General features: G+C 69.3%; 19 protein-coding genes and 1 tRNA gene. 10 read left to right on the forward strand and 10 right to left on the reverse strand.

The window, feature by feature from the left end; genetic code table 11:
* Nucleotides 1–101 precede the first annotated feature (101 nt).
* The 8 genes from JNO53_RS13400 to recR all read right to left on the reverse strand — a co-directional run bounded on the left by JNO53_RS13400 (nt 102) and on the right by recR (nt 9,772).
* On the reverse strand, nt 102–1,691 hold the full coding sequence (locus tag JNO53_RS13400) for a DUF4139 domain-containing protein (RefSeq protein ID WP_203112325.1): 1,590 nt from the start codon (nt 1,689–1,691) through the stop codon (nt 102–104).
* 13 nt (nt 1,692–1,704) lie between these two features.
* Nucleotides 1,705–3,216 carry a DUF4139 domain-containing protein gene (locus tag JNO53_RS13405; RefSeq protein ID WP_203112328.1) on the reverse strand — a complete coding sequence of 504 codons (1,512 nt, stop codon included), beginning with the start codon at nt 3,214–3,216 and terminating at the stop codon, nt 1,705–1,707.
* An 86-nt stretch (nt 3,217–3,302) separates the two neighbouring features.
* A complete protein-coding gene (locus JNO53_RS13410) occupies nt 3,303–5,747 on the reverse strand; it encodes a hybrid sensor histidine kinase/response regulator (RefSeq protein WP_203112330.1) in 2,445 nt (814 codons plus the stop codon).
* Entirely contained in the window at nt 5,747–6,478 is a 732-nt protein-coding gene (locus JNO53_RS13415; protein WP_338015362.1) for a DUF2062 domain-containing protein, read from the reverse strand. Before JNO53_RS13415 ends, JNO53_RS13410 begins: the two co-directional genes overlap by 1 nt.
* Before the next feature lie 52 nt (nt 6,479–6,530).
* The gene (smpB, locus tag JNO53_RS13420; protein ID WP_203112347.1) at nt 6,531–7,013 is read right to left on the reverse strand and encodes an SsrA-binding protein SmpB; all 483 of its coding nucleotides are present in this window, start codon (nt 7,011–7,013) and stop codon (nt 6,531–6,533) included.
* 58 nt (nt 7,014–7,071) lie between these two features.
* On the reverse strand, nt 7,072–8,391 hold the full coding sequence (locus JNO53_RS13425; protein ID WP_203112350.1) for a hypothetical protein: 1,320 nt from the start codon (nt 8,389–8,391) through the stop codon (nt 7,072–7,074).
* A gap of 95 nt (nt 8,392–8,486) precedes the next feature.
* Nucleotides 8,487–9,053 carry a peptide deformylase gene (gene def, locus JNO53_RS13430; RefSeq protein WP_203112353.1) on the reverse strand — a complete coding sequence of 189 codons (567 nt, stop codon included), beginning with the start codon at nt 9,051–9,053 and terminating at the stop codon, nt 8,487–8,489.
* A 122-nt stretch (nt 9,054–9,175) separates the two neighbouring features.
* Entirely contained in the window at nt 9,176–9,772 is a 597-nt protein-coding gene (gene recR / locus JNO53_RS13435; RefSeq protein ID WP_203112356.1) for a recombination mediator RecR, read from the reverse strand.
* Nucleotides 9,773–9,824: 52 nt separating this feature from the next.
* Here recR and fmt point away from each other — a divergent pair, with 52 nt between their 5' ends.
* From fmt to JNO53_RS13450, 3 genes are all read left to right on the forward strand, one after another.
* Entirely contained in the window at nt 9,825–10,730 is a 906-nt protein-coding gene (gene fmt, locus JNO53_RS13440) for a methionyl-tRNA formyltransferase (protein ID WP_203112401.1), read from the forward strand.
* Between the two features lie 123 nt (nt 10,731–10,853).
* Nucleotides 10,854–11,594, forward strand: coding sequence for a tRNA pseudouridine(38-40) synthase TruA (truA, locus tag JNO53_RS13445; protein WP_203112359.1), 741 nt, complete (start codon nt 10,854–10,856; stop codon nt 11,592–11,594).
* 166 nt (nt 11,595–11,760) lie between these two features.
* Nucleotides 11,761–12,873: a zinc-binding dehydrogenase gene (locus JNO53_RS13450; protein ID WP_203112362.1), complete on the forward strand. Its 1,113-nt coding sequence runs from the start codon at nt 11,761–11,763 to the stop codon at nt 12,871–12,873.
* A 148-nt stretch (nt 12,874–13,021) separates the two neighbouring features.
* On the opposite strand, the gene JNO53_RS13455 is transcribed toward JNO53_RS13450, so the two are convergent.
* Nucleotides 13,022–14,002, reverse strand: coding sequence for an asparaginase (locus JNO53_RS13455; protein ID WP_203112365.1), 981 nt, complete (start codon nt 14,000–14,002; stop codon nt 13,022–13,024).
* Nucleotides 14,003–14,145: 143 nt separating this feature from the next.
* Between JNO53_RS13455 and JNO53_RS13460 the strand changes: the two genes are divergently transcribed.
* A tRNA-Val gene (locus tag JNO53_RS13460) sits at nt 14,146–14,221 on the forward strand.
* 12 nt (nt 14,222–14,233) lie between these two features.
* Entirely contained in the window at nt 14,234–15,376 is a 1,143-nt protein-coding gene (locus tag JNO53_RS13465) for an MFS transporter (RefSeq protein WP_203112369.1), read from the forward strand.
* A gap of 4 nt (nt 15,377–15,380) precedes the next feature.
* Here JNO53_RS13465 and JNO53_RS13470 read toward each other — a convergent pair whose 3' ends face one another.
* Entirely contained in the window at nt 15,381–15,848 is a 468-nt protein-coding gene (locus JNO53_RS13470) for a TlpA family protein disulfide reductase (RefSeq protein WP_338015363.1), read from the reverse strand.
* A gap of 124 nt (nt 15,849–15,972) precedes the next feature.
* On the opposite strand from JNO53_RS13470, the gene argH reads away from it, so the two are divergent.
* The 5 genes from argH (at nt 15,973) to JNO53_RS13495 (ending at nt 20,498) form a co-directional block, all read left to right on the forward strand.
* Nucleotides 15,973–17,349, forward strand: coding sequence for an argininosuccinate lyase (gene argH / locus JNO53_RS13475; protein ID WP_203112374.1), 1,377 nt, complete (start codon nt 15,973–15,975; stop codon nt 17,347–17,349).
* Nucleotides 17,349–17,588 carry an LPS translocon maturation chaperone LptM gene (lptM, locus tag JNO53_RS13480; RefSeq protein WP_203112376.1) on the forward strand — a complete coding sequence of 80 codons (240 nt, stop codon included), beginning with the start codon at nt 17,349–17,351 and terminating at the stop codon, nt 17,586–17,588. Before argH ends, lptM begins: the two co-directional genes overlap by 1 nt.
* Before the next feature lie 89 nt (nt 17,589–17,677).
* The gene (gene lysA, locus JNO53_RS13485) at nt 17,678–18,937 is read left to right on the forward strand and encodes a diaminopimelate decarboxylase (protein WP_203112378.1); all 1,260 of its coding nucleotides are present in this window, start codon (nt 17,678–17,680) and stop codon (nt 18,935–18,937) included.
* A complete protein-coding gene (locus tag JNO53_RS13490; protein ID WP_203112380.1) occupies nt 18,934–19,710 on the forward strand; it encodes a precorrin-2 dehydrogenase/sirohydrochlorin ferrochelatase family protein in 777 nt (258 codons plus the stop codon). The genes lysA and JNO53_RS13490 overlap by 4 nt, the downstream gene beginning before the upstream one ends.
* Before the next feature lie 215 nt (nt 19,711–19,925).
* Nucleotides 19,926–20,498 carry a TMEM165/GDT1 family protein gene (locus JNO53_RS13495; protein ID WP_203112382.1) on the forward strand — a complete coding sequence of 191 codons (573 nt, stop codon included), beginning with the start codon at nt 19,926–19,928 and terminating at the stop codon, nt 20,496–20,498.
* Nucleotides 20,499–21,783 lie beyond the last annotated feature (1,285 nt).

Raw genomic sequence — 21,783 nt, forward strand, 5'->3', positions numbered from 1 at the left:
TGATGCGCTATGTATCCGCTTTGTTCCATCAGAACAAGAGCAGAACGAATATTTTCTCGCCAAGGCGTGAAATGGCGGATTTCCCGCCGGTTCTTGGCCGATCAGCGGTGCACCGAGCGGGCTCGCCAGCGGATTTTCCGATCCGAATTGGCGGGAATCGTCGTCTCGATCACCCGCTCGCCGTCCTTGATCCGGAGGCCGCGCCCGCGAACTTCCCAATCGGCCGCTGTGCCGAGCCGGATGCGCAGACGCGCCGGATGATCGAGGGCGTTCGCGATCTCGGCCTCCATCCGCACCCACTTCTCGGGCTCCGCCGCCGGATCGTGCTCGCTCGTGCGCGTGCAGGCGACCTGCACACGGCTGCTGGTGCCGAGCGCGATCTCGACGTCCTGGCCGCGCGCATAGTCGCGCAGGCGCTCTTCCCCGACCAGCAGCGGGCCGTGGGACGATGGCTCGAACACCGCGACGCCGCCCGACGGCAGCGCCACGCCGAGGCCGTGCGCTTCGTCGTTGACCGTCGTCAGCAACCGCTCGGCCGGGCGAAACTCCTCGTCGCTCTGACGACTCGCCCGGCATCCGATCTCGTAGATCAATTCACCCTCGACCTCGTCCTTCTGCAGGAAGGCGACCTGCTTCAGGCCTTTCGCCGCGACGGTGACAGGCTCCGGTACGCGGTAGAGTTTCAGGTCGCCGAGCTCCTCCTCCGCGGCCATCATCGCCGCGGGCGAAGCCATGCTCTGCACGCGCGCTCCGGTGACGATGATGGCGTCGGCCATCGGCGGCGGAGGGGGAGCCGGCGGCGGCGGAGGCGGGGGAGGCAGATAAGCGATCGGCGATCCGCTCGCCGTGCTGCCGATCGGATAGCAGGTCAGCCGCAGCGGCTCCGCCACCGGCTGATCGGCCAGGTCCCGGTAGTCGCTCTCGACGTTGAGGCGGCCTGCCACAGCCATCAGCTCGGCATCGGGAAACGACTGCCCGTTGTCGTTGAGCAGGGTGAGCCAGGAAGTCAGCCCGAGTGCGACTCCGCCCTTCCCGTCGCCCTCGCCCAGCGTCGCCACGTAGTTCGCCTGCCAGTCGAAGCCCCAGGCGAGATAGGTCAGCACGACCTGATAGGTCCCGCCGCTCGTGTCGCGGGTATCTATCGAGAACACGGGCTGTGCCGAGAGCCCCGCGGGAATGCGGTCGAAGGTCAGCTTCTCGGGCAGGCCCGCGCAGCGTACCGCCTCGAACCCCTCGCCCGTCTGCAGCACCAGCCCGCCGTCCGCCCGGGTGCGAACGATCGCCGACTCGCTTTCCGCCACACCGGTCGCCGGATTGGTGCGCGTGATCGTCACCCGGTTGCCGAGCGTGCCGTTCACCAGCGCCGCGGGGGAGAGCAGCTCCGCATTGCGGTTCTTCTCGATCGTCCCGCCCGGCAGGCCGGTGACGATTGCGGAGACCGCCACCATCCCCTCGGCCACGCCTTCGAAACGCACCGTGCTCTCGCCTGGCGGCAGGGTGACGGTGCGCGTCTCGCTGATCATCGCGAAGCCTTCGGGGAAGGCGCGGTCCATCGCCTCGTCCGGCCCGCGCTCGGGATCGCGGTAGACGGTGACCGCCACCGCGCCGGGAGCCGAGGCATCGACGGTCTCGCGCGCCTGCGCGGCGGCGGAGGCGGCGATCAGCGCGAGGAGGAATGCGGCGCGCCGCATCGCCCGGCGCCGCTCAGAACCGCGTTTCGTAAGTCACGCGGATCACGCGCTCGCCCTCGGCGGGCACGGGGACGACCCACTTGCGCCGATCGGCATTGAGCTGCTCGCCCGGAATGTCCTCGCTGACGACGCGGAAATCGTGGCCCCACCATCCGCGGTCGAGCCCCGCCTGCACCAGATCGACCTCGACCGGGGCGGCCTTGGCATTGGTCAGCGTGTAGCGCATCGTCGTGCGGTAGAATTGCTTGGGCCGCTCGACGTCGAGCTGCTCGACCACCTCACCGTCGCGGATCACGCGGTAGCGGGCGCTGCTTTCCCATTCGGCGGAGGTGATCTCCTCGCGGCGTTCCACTTCGGCCTGCACGAAGATATCGAATGCATCGCCGGTGCGCAGCGACAGCTCGCTGCCCATCGGAGTATGGCCGATGGCGCTCTCGCCGATGAACTGCGGCGTGCCCTGGCTGTCGCGCTGGTAGAAACGCACGGTGCCCGCGGGCAGCGCATCGCCGAGCCCGCCCTGCCGAGAGGACGAGAATGCGATCTCGCTCGACACGTTCACCGGCGCATCGTCGTTGGCGAGCCAGCCGACGGTCCGCGCATAGACCTTGCGCGCCGGCACGCCCTGCACGTCGAGGAAGCTGACCTGCTTGGTCTGGTTGTTGGCGATCGTGGTGCGGCCCTCGATCGGATAGAGATAGAACTCACCGACCTGCTCGCGGCCGGTGCTCTCGGTGCCCGGGCGAACCATGCCCGGCCGCGGCGGAGGCGGCGGCGGATAGCGCCGGTTGCTCGCCGCCGCCGATCCCGGGCTGCCGGCGACCAGCAGCGTGTCTGCCCGATGGAACGTCGTGCCGGTCTGATTGGTCAGCGTCACCCAGCCCTGCATGTCGATCGCGCCGGTCGCCTCGTCGTAGAGCGAAACGTAATCCGCCGACCAGCCGAGCCCGGGCGTGAGATAGCGGATCGAAGCCGGGCGCGCGCCGCCGCGGTCGCTCTCGACCGTCACCGATAGCGTCGGCCGGGCACGCAGGTTGGGTGGCACGCGGTCGAACACCGTGCGCACCGGCAGCCCGTCGTCGCGAAGAACCTCGATCCGGTCGCCGATCTTCACCACCACGCCGCCGGCGGTGGACAGCACCGTCGCGCGCTCGCGCGTCTCGACGCCGGTAGCAGGGTTGGTGCGCACCAGGGTCACCGTTTGCCCGATCGCCTTCTCCATCAGCTTGGCCGGGGTCAGGAGGTCGAAGTCGAAGTTCTGCTCGACGATCGCCGCGCCGTCCGCCGCGAAGCTCAGCGTCTCGGGCCGGATCTGCGCGGAGACGTCGGGAAACTCGATCCGGCTGCGCCCCTGCGCGATCGGCAGTTGTCGCACGTCCTGCACCAGCGCCTGGCCGTTGTTGTAGATCGTGACCGAAACGTCGCCCTGCGCGGTTTCGTCGGGATCGGTCTGTGCGGGAGCCGCGGTGGAGAGAAGCGCGAGAGACAGAGCCGCCCCGAGTGCGGCCAACAAGCGATACGTCTTCACGCGAACCCTCCCCTGCAAAGTCCATAGAAGATGCTGCCGGCGGTTTTACGGCGCGTGAACGGTGCGGTCCATCGCCAATCGCCACCCTAGCGATGTGCGGCGCCTAGAACCTGCGCGACCTTGTCGCCGATCTCCTGCACGCTGAATGGCTTTGCGATGAAGTGCATGTCGGCGAGGTCGATCTCGCTGCGGAGCTGCTCCTCGGCATACCCCGACATGAACAGTACCGGCAGGTTGGGCCGCACCTTGCGGATCGCGCGAACCATGGCCGGGCCGTCCAGGCCGGGCATGACGACGTCGCTCAGAACGAGATCGAATTCGCCGCCCTCGGCGATCGCGGCGAGGCCCTCTTCCCCGTCCGCCGCCGTGGTCACGCTGTAGCCCGCGCGCGACAGCGCCCGCTCGGCGACGGCGCGGACCATGTCCTCGTCCTCGACCAGCAGCACGCGCCCGCCGCCCGACCATTCGCTGGTCGCCTGCGGCTCCTCGGGCGCCTGCCGCGGCTCGTGCGGTGCGCCGCCCCCGTGGACCGGCAGGTAGATCGTGAACCGCGCGCCTTGCGGGCGGCCGTCGGTCCCGATCAGGTTGTCGCAGAAGATGAATCCGCCCGACTGCTTGACGATGCCGTAGACGGTCGACAGCCCCAGCCCGGTCCCCTTGCCCTGCTCCTTGGTGGTGAAGAACGGCTCGAAGATCTTGCCCATCAGCTCGGCGGGGATGCCGCCGCCCGTGTCCTGCACCACCAGCACCGTATAGTCGGCGACGGGGATGATGTCGGACCCCATCTTGCGCACGTCCCCTGCGGTAACGCGGCGAGTCGCCAGCGTCAGCCTGCCGGTCCCGTCGCCCCGCGCCTGCATGGCATCGCGCGCATTGACCGCGAGATTGACGATCACCTGCTCAAGCTGCTGCGGATCGGCGCGCACCGGGCCGAGGTCGCGGTCGTGGTGGACCTTGAACGCGATCTTCTCGCCCAGCAGCCGCTTGAGGAGCTGGCTGACCTCGCTCACCACGTCGGGCAGTTGCAGGACCTCGGGCCGGAGCGTCTGCTGGCGGCTGAAGGCGAGGAGCTGGCGCGTCAGGCTTGCCGCGCGGTTCGAATTGGCGCGGATCTGCTGGATATCGTCGTAATCGCTGTCGCCGGGCGTGTGGCGCAGCAGCATGAGATCGCAGTAACCGATGATCGCGGTCAGCACGTTGTTGAAATCATGCGCCACGCCGCCGGCGAGCTGCCCAACGGCCTGCATCTTGGTCGCCTGCGCGACCTGGCGCTTGAGGCGGGTTTCCTCGGTCGTGTCGACCAGGCTCAGCAACACCGCCGCCTCGCCCAGCCCGCGCACCCCGGCAAGGCCGAGCGAAACCGGCTCGTCGGGCTGGTGCCGCAGCCGGACGGCCATGTCCGCACTGGCAATCGACCCCCGGGCGAAGCGCCGGACCGCGTCGGCCAGGGCACCCTTGTCTTCGCGGACCACGAGGTCGGAGGGGAACGAGGGCAGCCCTTCCCGCTCGATCTCCGCAGCGCGAAGGAAGGCGTCGTTGGCGAACAGGAAGCGGCCGTCGCGGTCGGTCATCGCCAGCCCCAGCGGCAGCGCGCCGAGCAGCGCCTCGAGCTGCGGCGTGGCTGCCTGCCCCACGCCTTCCCAGCCGCCGCCGATGCCGATCCCGCTTTCGACCAGCAGCATGAGCGAGGGCGCCTCGTCGGCGCGCGCGGGACGCGCGGCTTCGGGGTCGGCGAGCGAGACCTGGATCAGCATCTGCGGCGTGCCGCGCTGCCCCTCGCGCGCGAAGTAGATCCGCTCGCGGCTGTCGGAGCGGAGCTGCGCGACGAATTCCTGCCCGGCCAGCGTCGCTGCCCCATCGCCGGTCGCGCGCGCCGCGAAGCCCGCGCCGGCAGCGCGGATCGTGCCGTCGGTCCCGACGATCGCGGTCTCGATCCCGGCGTTCGAGAGCACGGCGCCGAGCGGGCCGGTGATCCAGTCGGCGAACCGCGCCACCGGATCTTCCAGCGTCAGCGCAGTGAAGCGCCAGACCAGGTAGTCGTCACCACGCCCCGCGCGTTCGGTCTCCGCCCGCCACGATCCGCCGCCGCTCTCGCGCTCGAGCAGGTCGACCGACGAGGTGCCGTCGCGCCACGCCTCGCGCGCGGCGCGCACCAGCCGTTCGAGCGAGGGACGGTCGAGATCGAGGTTCGGCGGCGCATGGGCGATACCGAACCAGTCGCCGTAGAGACGGTTCGCGCAGACCAGTCGGTTGGCGCGATCGGTTAGCGCGACGGCCGTGTCCGATTGCTCGATCGCGGCGACGGTCACCGACCAGTCGGGCGGCGCGAAGGCGGCCTCGCCCGGCCCCGTGCGCATCCGTGAGAACGCATAGCCGGCGGCCATGAGCGCGGCGAGGCCGACCGCGTAGCCGAGGGTGAGGACACCGTCGCCCGTCGCGAGCCAGATCAGCAGCGCGCTCACCGCCAGGGCGGCGGCGATCCACGTGGCAAGCGACAGTCGCCCCTGCCCCTGCCCGATCAGCCTGGCCATCAGCCTTCCTGCGCCTCCAGCCGCCGGTCGAGCCGCGCCTCCATCTGGCGCAGCCGCCGCTTGCGCTTGCGGGCCACCACGATCCGCCAGACGACGCTGGATATAAGATAGCCCGCGGCCGCCGAGCAGATCGACAGCACGATGAAGCCGAACGCGGTAACACCCGCGACCTCGAACGCGCCGAGCGCCCAGCCTTCCCAGCGGCCGCTCGTGAACTCGTCGCTGGCGACGCCCACCGTGACCGCATCGACCTTGAGCACGAACGCGCCGACCTTGTTCGCGATCACCAGCCAGAAGGCGAGCGTGAACGGGTTGGTCACGAACGTCGCCAGCGCCGAAAGCGGCACGTTGGCGCGCGCGGGCAGCGCTAGGAAGGCGGCGAGGAATATCTGCCCGACCGGCACGATGAACGCCGCGAACAGGCCCAGCGCGATCCCGCGCGGCACCGAGCGCCGCGTGAAGCGCCAGAGCTCGGGGCTGAGGAAGCGGTGCGCGATCGGCGCGAGATACTTGTTCTGCGCCATGTCCTCGCGCGTCGGCATGTTCTTGCGCAGCCAGTCGGCGAGGAATGTCTTGGAAGGTTTGCGCATCATGATCTCGCCGCCGCAATGCTCGCGCTGGGGGCTGAGGGCAAGTGGGGCGGCACAGAATCTGGTGAAGCGGTCATTGCGGGCGATATGGGTAGCCGGGCGCGAATAGCCAGCGGGTGAACGGGTGGTAATCGCCCTCATTGGTCGGCTCGTGATTCCCGCCGCGTTCCGGCCCCGGCGCGCGCGAAGGGAACTACCTGTTCTCGCGCAGCAGGCGGGCCTTGTCGCGCTTCCAGTCGCGTTCCTTGATCGTCTGGCGCTTGTCCTGCGCCTGCTTGCCCTTGGCCAGCGCGAGCTCGACTTTCGCGCGGCCGGTCGCGTTGAAATAGACGCTCAGCGGAACCAGCGTCATGCCCTTGCGCTCGACCGCGCCGAACAGCTTCTCGATCTCGCGCGCGTGGAGCAGCAGCTTGCGCGGCCGGCGCGGCTCGTGATTGAAGCGGTTGCCGTGGCTGAACTCGGGGATGTTGGCGTTGACCAGCCACACCTGCCCGTCGCGGACCTCGGCATAGCTCTCCGCGATCGAGGCCTCGCCCGCCCGCAGTGCCTTCACCTCGGTGCCCTGCAGCGCGATTCCGGCCTCGAACTTGTCCTCGATGTAGTAATCGAACCGCGCGCGCCGGTTCTCGGCGACGGTCTTCTGCTTGTCGAACGTGGCGGGTTTGGGACGGGCCATAAGGCCGCGCCATGTAGGCGTTCGTGCGCGCCGGGGAAAGCCCCCGCGGCGGCGGACGCTATTCGCCCTGCCGCGCCATCGCCACGAGGTCCGCCGGCAGCGTCGGTTCGCTGAGCAGATGCTCCATCCGCTCCCACCGCACGTCAGCGCCCGCGTCACCCGCTTCGATCGCGGCCTGCACCATGTCCCGGCCGAGCCCGTAGTTGATGATGTAGCTGCGGTAGGTGTCGATGAAGTCGAGCGACTGCTTCGCCCGCTCGGGCGAGACGAGCTGGTAGCGTTGCAGCAGCTCGGTCGCCCGCTCGCCGTCGATATGGCCCGCGAGATACTGCGAGGCGATCGTGTAGCGCGCCGGCCCAAGGTCCTGCATCGCGTCGCGCAGCGCGATGTAGCGCTCGACGTCGAGGTCCTCCAGCCCGGCGATCGGCGCCAGCACGTCGCGCGTGAAGGCCACGTCCTCCTCGCCCGGGAAAGCGAGATCGATCCCGTAGTTCGCCGAACCCTCGGCGATCAGCGACTGCGGCGAATAGAGCGGATAGACCGAAAATTCCTGCCACCCGCGCCCGTTCACCAGCTCGCGCTCGAGCAGCGAGTTGAACGCGTGATGGCCCGGATAGCCCTCGTGGCAGCCGAGATCGATCGCGCGATCGAGCCGCACCGGCAGGTCGGTGTTGACCTCGATCTTCGAGTGATAGTCGCCCTGGTAGTAGTTGTATCCGCTCCACGGCTTGTCGGTCACCAGCGCCAGCGTGAAGCTCTCGCCTTCGGGCAGCGCGATATGGTCGAGCGTGCGCCGCTTGCACTCGGCGATCGCGGCATCCATCACGGGGCGCACGCGGTCCGCCGGCATGTCGAAGCGCTTCTGGAACGTATCGATCCGCTGCCACAGCGGCCCCTCGCTCGGCACCAGCCGCTCGATCTGCGCCAGAAGAGGATCGAAACTTTCGAGCGCCGGCAGGTCGGGGCGCATGCCGAACAGCCCCTCGGCCTCGTCGGCGAACGACAGTTTCTCGCCCTGCATCATCCTGAGGCGCGTGCCCGCCGCGGTGAGCTGCGCGACGAGAAACCGCGCGCGTCGCTCGTCCAGGCTGTCGCCGGGAGCTCCGTCGTCGGCGAACTGCGCCGCACGGGTCTCCAGCGCCTCGGTGCGGACGGCGAGCATCGGCAGGGTCTGCCCCGCCGCCTCGGCCACCGCCTGCGTGCGGACGTCCTCGGGCCCGTAGTAGGCGTCGATATAGCCCTCCTCCTTCTCACCGATGGTGAGCTGGAGAAGCAGGTAGTCGTCGGCGATCGCATCGAGCGTGTCGGCCTGCCCGCCCGGCCCCGTCGCGCAGGCCCCCAGCGTCAGTGCCGCCAGAACGGACAATCCCTTGCGCATCGTCACCTCCCTCGCGCGTGCGAACGCAGGGACCTAGAGAGCCCCGCCCGCTTGCGCAACTCGGTCGATGTCGATGAGGGCCGCGAGGCCCGGCCTCAGGCCGCCTGGCGCAGCTTCTGCAGCTTCTTCAGCGCCATCTGCCGCTTGAGGCGGCTGAGGTGGTCGATGAAGAGAATGCCTTCGAGGTGGTCCATCTCGTGCTGGATGCAGGTCGCCATCAGGCCCTCCATCTGCTCTTCGTGGACCTTCCCCTCGAGATCCTGCCAGCGCACGCGGCAAGTCGCCGGGCGGTCGACGTCGGCATAGATGTCGGGGACCGAGAGGCACCCTTCCTGATAGGTCGCCAGCTCGTCCGCCGGATCGAGAATTTCCGGGTTCACGAAGACCCGCGGCTCGTTCTTCGTCGGCTGGTGGGTATGCTGGTGCCCGCCGTGGTCGCACACTTCGGGCTCGGCATCCGGGTCCTCGGGCTGGAGGTCGATCACCAGCACGCGCTTGGGCACGCCGACCTGGATCGCGGCGAGGCCGATGCCGTTCGCGGCATACATCGATTCGAACATGTCCTCGACGAGCGTCTTGAGCTCGCCGTCGAATGCGGTGACCGGTTCGGACACGACCTTGAGCCGGGGATCCGGCACTTCGAGAATTTCGCGGATTGCCATGCGGCGTAAAATAGTGCGGCCCGGCGCAAACGACAAGTGAGTCCCCGCGAAGGCGGGGATCTCAGGCGGCCGGCGCTCCACAAGTGGCCTGAGACCCCCGCCTTCGCGGGAGCTCGCGCTACCTACCCCACCGGCCTCCGCGCCCGCAGCGCCTGCGCCAGCGTGCCTTCGTCGAGGTAGTCGAGCTCCCCGCCCACCGGCAGGCCGTGCGCGAGCTGGGTCACGCGCACCGGAAAATCCTCCAGCCGCTCGGCAAGGTAATGCGCGGTGGTCTGCCCCTCCAGCGTGGCGTTCATGGCGAGCACGACTTCGTCCACCCCGCCCTGCCCGACCCGTTCGAGCAGAGCGCCGATCGTCAGGTCCTCCGGCCGCACCCCGTCGAGCGCCGAGAGTCGCCCGCCAAGCACGTGGTACTTGCCGGTAAACAGCTTCGCCCGGTCGAGCGCCCAGAGGTCGGAGACGTCCTCCACCACGCAGATCGCGCGCGCATCGCGCCGCGGATCGGCACAGATGCCGCACGGCGCCCGGGTGTCGATATTGCCGCAGACAGCGCACTCGACCAGCTTGTCCCGCACCTCGGCCATGGCCCCGAGCAACTGGTCGAGCGCCGTCTCGCGTCGCTTGAGCAGCCACAGCACCGCGCGCCGCGCCGAGCGCGGCCCGAGCCCGGGCAGCCGCGCGAGCGCCGATGCGAGGTTCTCGATCTCTTGCGATGCCATGGGGCGGGAGATAGGGCCTGCGCTCCCGCAACGAAAGGTGGCCGCCGGGCTTATGCGCATCGTCTTCATGGGAACGCCCGAATTCGCCGTCCCGGCGCTGGCCGCGCTGGTGGAGGCGGGGCACACCGTCGCCGCCGCCTATACCCAGCCCCCGCGCCCCGCCGGCCGGGGCAAGAAGCTCCAGCCCTCGCCCGTCCAGCGCGCGGCCGAGGCGCGCGGCATTCCCGTGCGCTACCCCGCTTCGCTGAAATCGGCCGAAGCGCAGGCGGAGTTCGCGGCGCTCGAGCCGGAGGTGGCGGTGGTCGCCGCCTACGGGCTGATCCTGCCGCAGGCCGTGCTCGACGTTCCGACGTTCGGCTGCCTCAACATCCACGCCAGCCTGCTGCCCAAATGGCGCGGCGCGGCGCCGATCCAGCGCGCGATCCTCGCCGGCGATGCGGTGACCGGGATCACTATCATGCAGATGGAAGCCGGGCTCGACACCGGCCCGATGCTCGCCACCGCGCGCACCCCGGTCGACGACAAGACCGCGGGCGAACTGACCGAGGAGCTGGCCGAGATCGGCGCCCACCTGATGGTCGGCACATTGCACGATCTCGCAGCGCTCCAGCCCCTCCCGCAAGACGACCTGCAGGCGACCCATGCCGCCAAGATCGACAAGGCCGAGGCGCGGATCGACTGGACCGGCGATGCCGAAGCGATCGAGCGCCAGGTGCGCGCCATGGCCCCCTTCCCCGGCGCCTGGTTCACCCTCGGCGGCGAGCGGATCAAGGTGCTGAAGGCCGAAGTGATCGCGCGCGAGGGGAAACCGGGCACGACGCTCGACGACGACCTCACCATCGCCTGCGGCTACGCCGCACTCCGCCCCGTCCGCATCCAGCGCGCCGGCAAGCCCGCGATGGACGTCGCGGCGTTCCTGCGCGGAAAAGCGGTGCCGGCGGGGACGATCGTTGAGTAGCGCGTGCCTCCACCACCCCCAACCCCCTCCTCTGAAGAGGAGGGGGCTATATCGTTGCGCCCGCTTCTCCCCCTCCTCTTCAGAGGAGGGGGTCGGGGGGTGGTGCGAAGCAGAGCGCCAACGATGACCCGCTTCGCGCTCACTCTCGAATTCGACGGCACGCCGTTCATGGGCCTGCAGCGCCAGCCGCACGGGCCGAGCGTGCAGGAGGCGGTCGAGCGCGCCGTCCATGCGGTGACGGGCGAGGAGGCGACGCTCCATTCCTCGGGCCGCACCGACACCGGCGTCCATGCGCTCGCCATGCGCAGCCACGTCGACATCGAGAAGCCGTTCGAGCCGTTTCGGCTGATGGAGGCACTGAACGCCCTCCTCCGCCCCGATCCGATCGCCGTCATCGGCTGCGAGATCGTGCCGGACGACTGGCACGCGCGCTTCAGTTGCATCGGGCGCGCCTATGAATACCGGATCGTCAACCGCCGCGCGCCGCTCACGCTCGATAGGGATCGGGCGTGGAAGGTGCCGCAGCCCCTCGACGCAGACGCGATGCACCGCGCGGCGCAGGCGCTGGTCGGGCGGCACGACTTCACCACCTTCCGCTCCGCCCATTGCCAGGCGGCGAGCCCGGTCAAGACGCTCGATCGCCTCGCCGTCCGCCGTGCGGGCGAGGAGGTGCTGATCGAAGCCGAGGCCCGCAGCTTCCTCCACCATCAGGTGCGATCGATGGTCGGCTGCCTCGCGCTCGTCGGCATGGGCCGCTGGCGGGAGGAGCAGGTGGCCGAGGCGCTGGCGGCGCGCGACCGTCAGGCGCTCGGCCTCAACGCCCCGCCGAGCGGGCTCTATTTCGTGCGTGCGGTCTATCCCTAGTCTCTGCGCGCTAGCCATTATTCGGACTTCGGGTATGTTCACAAACGGGTCTCACGCCGGGCCGCGAACGCCGCTAGAGAGGGTTGCAAACCAAAACCGTTCATCCAGAAGGTGAAGCCGAGGGGCTGAGCCGTCTCGAAGGACCAGAAAGAGAGGAAACCGATCGATGACCACCACCGGAAAGCAGCTTTTCACCACCCTCGCGCCCGACGGCACGCTGACGGTGGAGGTCGCCGAGACGCAGTTCCCCGATCCGACCGGCAATCAGGTGCTGGTGAAGATGGAGGCCGCGCCGATCAACCCGAGCGACCTTGCGCTGCTGTTCGGCCCCGCGGACATCGACAACGCGCAGTTCTCCACCGGCAAGCTCGTCGCCACCATGCCCGAACCGTTCAACTCGGGCGCCAAGGGCCGCCACGGGCAGCGCCTGCCGGTCGGCAACGAGGGCGCGGGCACGGTGGTCGCGGCGGGCGATTCGGAAATGGCGCAGGCGCTCGTCGGCCAGCGCGTCGCCTGCGTGCCGGGCCACGCCTATTCGCAGTATGCGATCGCCGATGCCGCGATGTGTCTGCCGCTCGGCGACGTCTCCGCACGCGACGGGGCAAGCGCCTTCGTCAACCCGATGACAGCGCTGGGCTTCGTCGAGAACGCGAAGATGGACGGGCAGAAGGCGATCATCCACGCGGCCGCCGCCTCTAACCTCGGCCAGATGCTGGTGAAGATCTGCCAGGAAGACGGGATCGAGTTGGTCAACATCGTGCGCAAGCAGGAGCAGGTCGATCTGCTGAAGGGGCTCGGCGCCAAGTGGGTCGTCAATTCCTCGGCCGACGATTTCCTGCCGAAGCTCTGCGAGGCGATCGACGCCACCGACGCCTATTACGGCTTCGATCCGATCGGCGGCGGCACCACGACCGACGCCTGCTTCAAGGCGATGGAGCGCGTCGCGGTATCCAAGATGAAGGACTACAACCGCTACGGCTCGAACCAGCCGAAGCGGATGTTCATCTACGGTCGGCTTGATCTCGGGCCGACGATCCTCACGCCCAGCTACGGCTTCGGCTGGACACTGTCGGGCTGGCTGCTGACCCCGTTCCTCGCGCAGGCGGGTGCGGAGACCATGGCGCGCATGCGCAAGCGCGTGCTCGACAACATCACCACGACATTCGCCAGCCATTACAAGCGCGAGGTCACGCTGGAACAGATGCTGGAGAAGGACGCCGCGACCGACTACCGCGCGATGAAGACGGGCGAGAAGTACCTGGTCACGCCCTGGGGATAATCCACGAGTCCCCGCGAAGGCGGGGACCTCAGGCAACACCGGACGACCAAGCGGCCTGAGGCCCCAGCCTTCGCTGGGGCTCGCGCTTTAAGTCGTACCCGCTCGTCCTGCGGAGCCCGAGGACGCAGTCCGAGGGCGTCTCAAAGGACTACCGCCGGTCGAACGCCGCCTGGATCGCGGCCGGATCGTCGATCCCGTTCGCCAGCAACACCTGCAGCAATATTCGCGCCTTCTGCGGGTTGAGCGCGCGCGCGGCGACGAAACCGTTGGCGTCGTCCTCCGGCTCGCGGTCGACCAGCCCTTCGTCGAGGCGGCTTGCGCGGACGATCGCCACGCCGCTCTCGCGCAGGCGGACCAGCTCGGCGCGCAGGGGCTGGGGCATGTTCCCCTCGCCCACCCCGGCGACCACCAGGCCGCGGGTCGCCTCGCTCGTCATCCGCGCGGCCACATCCGCCCCGATCCCGCCGTAGACGTAGAGGATCGGCACCTCCGGCAGCTCCGCGTGATAGGCGTATTGCGCGCCCTCACTCGCGCGCCACGGAGCGCCGAACCAGTCGAGCGCGCTGGGCGTGACCAGCCCGACGGCGTCGCGCGGAAAGCCCCGGAAGGCGTCGGTCCCGCGCGTGCGGACCTTGCGCACGTCGCGCGCGGCGAACACCCGGTCGCCCATCACCACCAGAACCCCGCGCCCGGCGGCCTCCGGATCGCTCGCCACGCGCACCGCATTGGCGAAGTTCCGCAACCCGTCGTACCCCACCGCATCCGCCGGCCGCATCGCGCCGACCAGCACGACCGGCTTGGTCGTCGGCAACGTCAGGTCGAGCAGAAAGGCTGTCTCCTCCGCCGTATCGGTCCCATGCGTGACGATCACCCCCTGGCAACCGGGATCGGCAAAGGCGGCGGTGATCTCCTCGTGCAGCCGCGTCCAGATCGCCGCGCCGATATCTTCCGAACCGATGTTGGCGATCTGCCGCCCGACCAGCCGCGCCTCCAGCCCGAGCGCATCGACCTGCTCGAGATAATCGTCCACCCCGATCTGGCCGGGGCGATAATCGTGCCGCAAGGCGGACCCCGCCACGCCCGCAATCGTGCCGCCCGTTGCGAGAACCAGAAGATGCGCCTGCGTCATGACCGGCCCCTAGGGTCCGTACTCGATTGGAGCAAGGTCGTGACGCAGCGGTTGCTCCAATCGAGTTATGGACCCAAGACGTGCAGGCGCGCCATTCGCAATTGATTCTCGGCGACAGCACGCTAGAAGCGCCGCGCACCGTGGGGCGGTTAGCTCAGTTGGTAGAGCGGCTCGTTTACACCGAGTAGGTCGGCGGTTCGAACCCGTCACCGCCCACCACCGGATATCTCGATGTCGCTTTCCGCCGATCGCCCAGCCACGCGTACCGCCACCCGGCTGGCGTTTCTCGTCGCGGGCTTCGGAATGGCGTGCTGGGCGCCGCTGGTTCCGTTCGCGAAGCTGCGTGTCGGTGTCGACGACGGTGAACTCGGCCTGCTGCTCCTCTGCATCGGCCTCGGTTCGATATCCGCGATGATCGCGACCGGGCCGATCAGCGCCCGCTTCGGGAGCAAGCCGGTGATCGTCGCAGGCGGACTCGCCCTGGCTGCAACCCTGCCGTTCCTTGCCCTCGCGGCCACGCCGGTCGCGCTCGGTGCCGCGCTGTTCGTCTTTGGGGGTGCGCTCGGCTCGATCGACGTCGCGATGAACATCCACGCGGTGGAGGTAGAGCGCGCGGCCGCCCGCCCGTTGATGTCGGGCTTTCACGCGCTCTTCAGCATCGGCGGTTTCGCCGGAGCGGCGCTGATGACGGTCTTCCTGACCGCCGGCCTCCCTCCGCTCGCGGGAACACTCGTTTTCGCCGCGCTGATCGTCCCCGCGATCCTCATCGCGTCGCCGCGCCTGCTTCCCGCCGCGGCTGCGGAGAACGAGCCGCTCTTCGTTCGCCCGCGCGGCGTCGTGCTCCTGCTGGCGATACTCGCGGCCGCAACCTTTCTGGTGGAAGGGGCGATGCTCGACTGGAGCGCTCTCCTGATCGCCGAGGAGGGGCTGGTCGCGCGCGATCAGGCCGGCCTCGGCTACATCCTCTTCTCGATCGCCATGACGATCGGCCGGCTGGGCGGCGACAGGCTGACGGCGCGGATCGGCGACCGGTCGACGCTCATCGGCAGCGGCACGCTCGCGGTCGCCGGACTGGTCGTCCTGCTGACCGCCTCTGCGAGCGCGGTCGCGCTGGCCGGATTCCTGCTCATCGGGTTCGGCGCCTCCAACATCGTGCCCGTCCTCTTCCGGCGCGCCGGCTCGCAGGAGGCGATGCCGCCCGCGCTGGCCATCGGCGCGATCACCACCATGGGCTACGCGGGAATCCTCGCCGGACCTGCGGTGATCGGGTTCGTCGCCCACGGCGTGGGCCTCTCGGCCGCATTCTGGATGCTCGCCGGCCTGCTCTGCCTGGTGCCCTTGTCGGCAGCGGTCGTGACGAAGGGAGCTCGCTGAAAGGCTAGCTTGCTTCCGCGATCGCTTCGCGCACGTCCGCGCTCGACCAGTCGTATTCGCCGACGACGCGCCAGACTTCACGCCCGCTGGCGTCGTAGAGCACGGTGGTCGGCAGGCTCTGGCTTTCGAGCGCGAAGCCGAGTTCGAGCTTCGGCTCGATCCACGGCTCCAGATGCTCGAACTGCATCTGCGCGAAGAACGGCTCCACCTTCTCCGCGCCGCCCATGTCCTGGCTGACGGTGATGACGCGCAGCGAGTCGCCGTACTCCGCCGCCAGATCGTCGAGCTGCGGCATTTCCTTCACGCACGGCGCGCACCACGTCGCCCACAGGTTGAGCAGCACCGGCGTTCCCTGCGCGGCGGCGAGGTTGAGCTGATTGCCCGCCGGATCGGAGACCGTCATGGCGGGCATCAGCTCACCCGCGCGGCTGCGGTCGATCACGCTCGACAAGTCCGCCTTGTCCGTGGCCAACGCGCCCTCGCCTTGCGCCTCCCCGGGTGCTTGCCTATCGCAGCCGGCAACAACCAGGGCCAAGGCGATTATCGTGAGCGAAAAGCGGGACGACAGGGACGGAGACACGGGCGGTTCCAATGCGATGTGGGGCGGCAGGTTCGCCGAAGGCCCTAGCGCGATCATGCGCGAAATCAACGCTTCCATCCCGTTCGACAAGGCCCTCTGGCGGCAGGACGTCGCCGCGAGCAAGGCGCATGTCGCCATGCTTGCCGCGCAGGGGATCGTATCGCAGGCCGATGCGGCGGAGATCGCCCGCGGTCTCGACGCCGTGGCCGCCGAGTATGAGGCGAACGGGGTTCCCGAGAACTGGGACCTCGAAGACATCCACATGACGACCGAGAGCCGCCTCGCCGAGCTGATCGGCCCGGCAGCGGGGCGGCTCCACACGGCCCGCAGCCGCAACGATCAGGTCGCGACGGACTTCCGGCTCTGGGTGCGCGAGGCCATGGAGCAGGCCGACGCGGGCCTGGCCGAATTGCAGCGCGCGCTCGTCTCGCGTGCGGGCGAGCATGCAGGCAGCGTCATGCCCGGTTTTACGCACCTGCAGACCGCGCAGCCGGTGACGCTCGGCCATCACCTGATGGCCTATTACGAGATGGTGCGCCGCGACCGCAGCCGCCTCGCCGATGCGCGCGCGCGGCTCAACGAATGCCCGCTCGGTTCGGCGGCACTCGCGGGAACGGGCTTTCCGATCGACCGCCAGGCGACCAGCGGGGCGCTCGGCTTCGACCGCCCGACCGCAAACAGCCTCGATGCGGTGTCCGACCGGGATTTCGCGCTCGATTACCTGCAGGCCGCCGCGCAGTGTTCGCTGCACCTCTCGCGGCTGGCGGAGGAGATGATCCTCTGGGCCAGCCAGCCGTTCGGCTTCATCCGCCTGCCCGATTCGCTCAGCACCGGCAGCAGCATCATGCCGCAGAAGAAGAACCCCGACGCGGCCGAGCTTGTGCGCGGGCACGCCGGGCGGATCGTCGGCTGCCTGACCTCGCTGACGGTGACGATGAAGGGCCTGCCGCTCGCCTATTCGAAGGACATGCAGGACGACAAGCCGCCGGTGTTCGAGGCAGCGGGCCTGCTCGCGCTGTCGATCGCGGCGATGACCGGCATGGTTGCGGAGAGCCGGTTCGATACGGCCCGCATGCGCGCCGCAGCCGAGCTCGGCTATGCCACCGCGACCGACCTCGCCGACTGGCTCGTGCGCGAAGCGGACATTCCGTTCCGCGAGGCGCACCATATCACCGGCGCCGCGGTCAAGCTGGCCGAACAGCGCGGCGTGGCGCTCGACCGGCTCTCGCTGGAGGACCTGCAGGCGATCGACGCGCGCATCGGCGACGGCGTGTTCGCGGCGCTGTCGGTCGACGCCTCGGTCGCGGCGCGCGCCTCCTATGGCGGGACCGCGCCCGATCAGGTAAGGCAGCGCGTAGCCGAAGCGCGCGCCGCGCTCGGCATGGAGGAATGATGCGCCGGATCCTCGCACCGCTCGCCCTCGCCGCCGCCCTCGCCGGCTGCGGGCAGAAGGCCGACCTCGAGCCGCTGGCCGGGCAGTCGCTGCCGCCGGCACCTTACGGCAGCGAGGTTCGCCCGACCTCGGAAGACCTGCTCGCGCTCGACCCGCAAGCCGCGCCCGAGCGCAGCGTCGAACTGCGCAAGCGCTCCGAAGAGCGCGAGGACGATCCCTTCGACCTGCCGCCGGAATAACGCCTTTCACCCGGCCGGAAGGGCCTGCCTTTCCCCTTTCAAGCAAGGCTTGCTCGACTGCCGCATGCGCACCCGCTAAGCGCCCGCGCATGGACCATTTCCAGCTCAAGAACGGCGTGCTGCACGCCGAGGACGTGCCGCTTCCCGCGATCGCCGAAGCCGTCGGCACGCCCGTCTACGTCTATTCGCGCGCCACGCTGGTCCGCCACGCCCGCGTGTTTCGCGAGGGGCTGTCGGCGCTCGACCGGCCGCACGTCGCCTTCGCGGTCAAGGCGAACCCCAATCTCGCGGTGCTCAGCGTGCTGCAGAAGGAAGGCTATGGCGCCGACGTCGTTTCCGGCGGCGAGCTGACGCGCGCGCTGGCAGCCGGGATGGCCCCTGCCGATGTGGTGTTCTCCGGCGTCGGCAAGACTCATGCCGAGCTCGTCCAGGGGCTCGAATCCGGGATCGGCCAGTTCAACATCGAGTCCGAGGAAGAGGGCTACGAGCTCGCCGCGGTCGCGCGCCGCCTCGGCAAGACCGCGGCCTGCGCCCTGCGGGTCAATCCGGACGTCGACGCGCGCACGCACGAGAAGATCTCGACCGGCAAGCGCGAGAACAAGTTCGGCGTTCCACTCGACCGCGCGGGGGCGATCTATGCCGCACTCGCGGCGGAGGACGGGCTCGATATGCGGGGCGTGGCCGTGCACATCGGCAGCCAGCTCGCCGATCTCGAACCGCTCGAGAGCGCCTTCACCAAGCTCGGCGCGCTGATCGGGGAGCTGCGTGCAGCGGGGCTTTCGGTCACCCATGCCGACCTCGGCGGCGGGCTGGGCGTGCCGTACAAGCCGGGCGACGTCATGCCCTCCCCTGCCGACTACGGCGCGATGGTCGCGCGAGTGACGAAGGGGTGGGACGTGCGCCTCACCTTCGAGCCCGGACGCGTGATCGCGGGCAACGCGGGTATTCTGCTGACGCGCGTGATCCGCTCCAAGCGCAGCGGCAACGGGCCGCCTTTCGTGATCGTCGACGCGGCGATGAACGATCTCGCCCGCCCGGCGATGTACGGCGCCTGGCACGATATCGAGGCGGTCGCGCCCAGCGGGAACAGGATGACCTCGCACGTCGTCGGCCCGATCTGCGAGACCGGCGATACTTTCGCGATGGACCGCGAGATCGACGCGCTGACGGCCGGCGATCTCGCCGTGTTCCGCACCGCCGGCGCCTACGGCGCGACGATGGCGAGCAGCTACAACAGCCGCGGCTTCGTGCCCGAAGTGCTGGTCGACGGCGACAGGTTCGCAGTGGTCGCGGACCGCATTCCGGCCGACGCGATCATGGACGCGGAGCGGGTGCCCGACTGGCTATGAGGAGCCTGCCGCTCTTCCACCGGGTCGCGGGCGAGCGCGTGGTCGTGCTCGGCCGGGGCGACGCGGCGGAGGCGAAGCGGCGGCTGGTCGAGCGCGCGGGCGGCCTGTGCTGCGGCGAGGCGGAGGCGCATCACGCACGGCTCGCTTTCGTCGCGCTCGACGACGCGCGGGAGGCCGAAGCGGCGGCCATGCGGTTGAAGCGCAAGGGGCTGCTGGTCAACGTGAGCGACCGGCCCGAACTGTGCGACTTCACCGTGCCGAGCGTGCTCGACCGCGATCCGGTGCTGGTCGCGGTGGGAACCGGCGGCGCCTCGGCAGGCCTGGCCAAACACTTGCGGCTGCGGCTGGAGGCGCTGTTGCCGCCATCGCTCGGGCGTCTGGCGGAGGGGCTTTACGCCGTGCGCGAGGCGATCCGCAGGCGCTTTCCGGATGCCGCCGATCGCCGCCGCGCGCTCGATGCTGCACTGGCGGAAGGCGGTCCGCTGGATCCCTTGCGGGTGGATGCGGCGGAGCAGATCGACGGATGGCTGGAGAGCGCCGCGGATCACGTCTCCGAATCCTGCGTGGAGATCGTGCTGACCAGCGACGATCCCGACGATCTGACGCTGCGGCAAGCGCGGCTGCTGGGGGAGGCCGACACGATCCTGCACGATGCCGATGTGCCGCTCGCGATCCTGAACCGCGCACGCGCGGATGCCGTGCGCAAGCCTCTGCCCGGCAATTTTTCCGGACATGGACACACTGTCATCCTGCGCCGAACCACGGCGGGTTGATCTTCGCGAACCGCATGGCTAGGCCCGCCCCGTCATCTGGGGAGTAGCCGACCGCCCACCGGGGCGGGCCTGCGCGTCAACATACTCGGTCGAGAGGCCGTGGCGCGCGGGGAACGGGGCACCGTTCGGGCGAGACCAATGGCATGGCCCCCCGCCTGGCCGGGCGCGCGGTGCGATGCCGTTCGTCTTGTCGCTGCCCGGCCCGGAGATTCATCTTGGAAGCCTTCCTGACATCGACCGCCGTGGTCGCCTTCGCCGAGATCGGCGACAAGACCATGCTGCTCGCGATCGTGCTCGCCGCGCGCTTCAAACGGCCGCTGCCGATCGTGCTCGGCATCCTCTTCGCGACGCTCGCCAACCACGCCTTCGCCGCATTCGTCGGCGAGCGGGCCAGCTTCCTCCTCGACGGGACCTGGTTTCGCTATCTCGTCGCGGCTTCGTTCATCGTCATGGCGGCGTGGACGCTCGTGCCCGACAAGCTGGACGAGGACGAAAGCCCGAAACAGGCGCGCTTCGGCGCCTTCCTGACGACGCTGGTGGCGTTCTTCCTGGTCGAGATGGGCGACAAGACCCAGGTCGCGACCATCGCGCTCGGCGCGCAGTTCCAGAACGTGCTGACCGTCACCGCCGGTACGACGCTGGGCATGATGATCGCCAACGTCCCCGCGGTCTTCCTCGGCAACGCCTTGATCGCACGCGTACCGCTCGGCGCCGTACGGGTGGTGGCCGCGCTGCTGTTCCTCGCCGTCGGCATCTGGCTGCTGCTGGAGACCGGGGGCTGGCTCTAGGCGAAACCTGAACAGGTCGTCGTCCCTTCCTGTCATCACCACGAAAGCCGAAACGCCGGGCCGGGCGAACAACCGAGGCACTGAGAAAACCCGCCTTATTGCCCAACTCCCGACCGACCCATGTGTCATCCCCGCGGAAAGGGGGGATCCATAAACTGACAGCGACTCTCGATCCCGGCTTCGCCGGGATGACAAAGGAGGCAGCGCAGCGGAGCTCAGCGATCGCAACGGTCGGCTGGAAGGGAGTGACGACCGGTCGGGCCCCGCCGGGTAGGGCACCGGACGCGAGGGGGCGGCGCGCAGGGTGCATCTCAACCTGCCCAGGCGTGTCCTTCCCGCGAAAGCTGGATCATGGGCTAAGGGCGAACCCTGGATCCCCGCCTGCGCGGGGATGACAGGGGCGGCAGCGCAGCGGGCTTCTGCAATCGCAGTGGTCCGCTGGAAGGGAGTGACGGCGGGCCACGTCCCGCGAAGTGAGTGCCGGACGAAAGCGCGGCGCCCAGGGTGCATCTTGCCCAGCCAAACGTCATCCCCGCGAAAGCGGGGATCCATCGGCTGATGGCGAACCCTGGATCCCCGCCTTCGCGGGGATGACAGGGGGAGGCGATAGAGCGGGTCTTCCTTCCGGTCATCTGCGTTTCCCCAGCGAATCCCGTCATCCCAGCGTAAGCTGGGATCGCTACCCGCCAGGTCGTACGGTGCCTGCACGCGATCCCAGCGTTCGCTGGGATGACGAGGGTTGGGAGCGAAGCAAGGCTCTCCGCAATCGCCCGACCTCTGCTCACCAGCGACCTTGACAAAACGAACCATATTGGTTATGAGGCGCACTTCACGTCAGGCAACGAGGATCGGGCAGGCGCCTTGTCGACGGTGCTTCGCCTCTCTTCCGCTGATGGAGCGGCTTCGTACCGTTCCGCCAGCGGCGCGGCCGATGCGGCTGGCGTGCGATGTGCAAGGCTCGGGCGTAACCCCCCAGAAGGAGCCGGAAGCCTCGCTCCCTTCCGCCGGAAGCCGGGACATGGATGTTCGCGCTGTTCGCGTGCTGCCCGCACGAACCCGGCGAGGCAGCCGGGCTCCCCGGGCCGCCGGTACACCGCGCGCTGGCGTGGCGGATCAGCCACGGGGCATGGGCGGACTTCTCGCGAGTCCCGGCCGCCTGCGCCCGCCAGTCCCGGACCCCAGGGATCGAACCGGGCCCACCGCGGCGGCGGCGGGCAAGCGGATCGTGCGCGGCGAACCTCACGCCGCGGCCCGTCCGCCGGTCGTTCGCAAGCAAACCGCCACC

Origin of the sequence: Altererythrobacter sp. C41, from assembly GCF_016803135.1 — a bacterium.
Classification (GTDB): Bacteria; Pseudomonadota; Alphaproteobacteria; order Sphingomonadales; family Sphingomonadaceae; genus Pelagerythrobacter.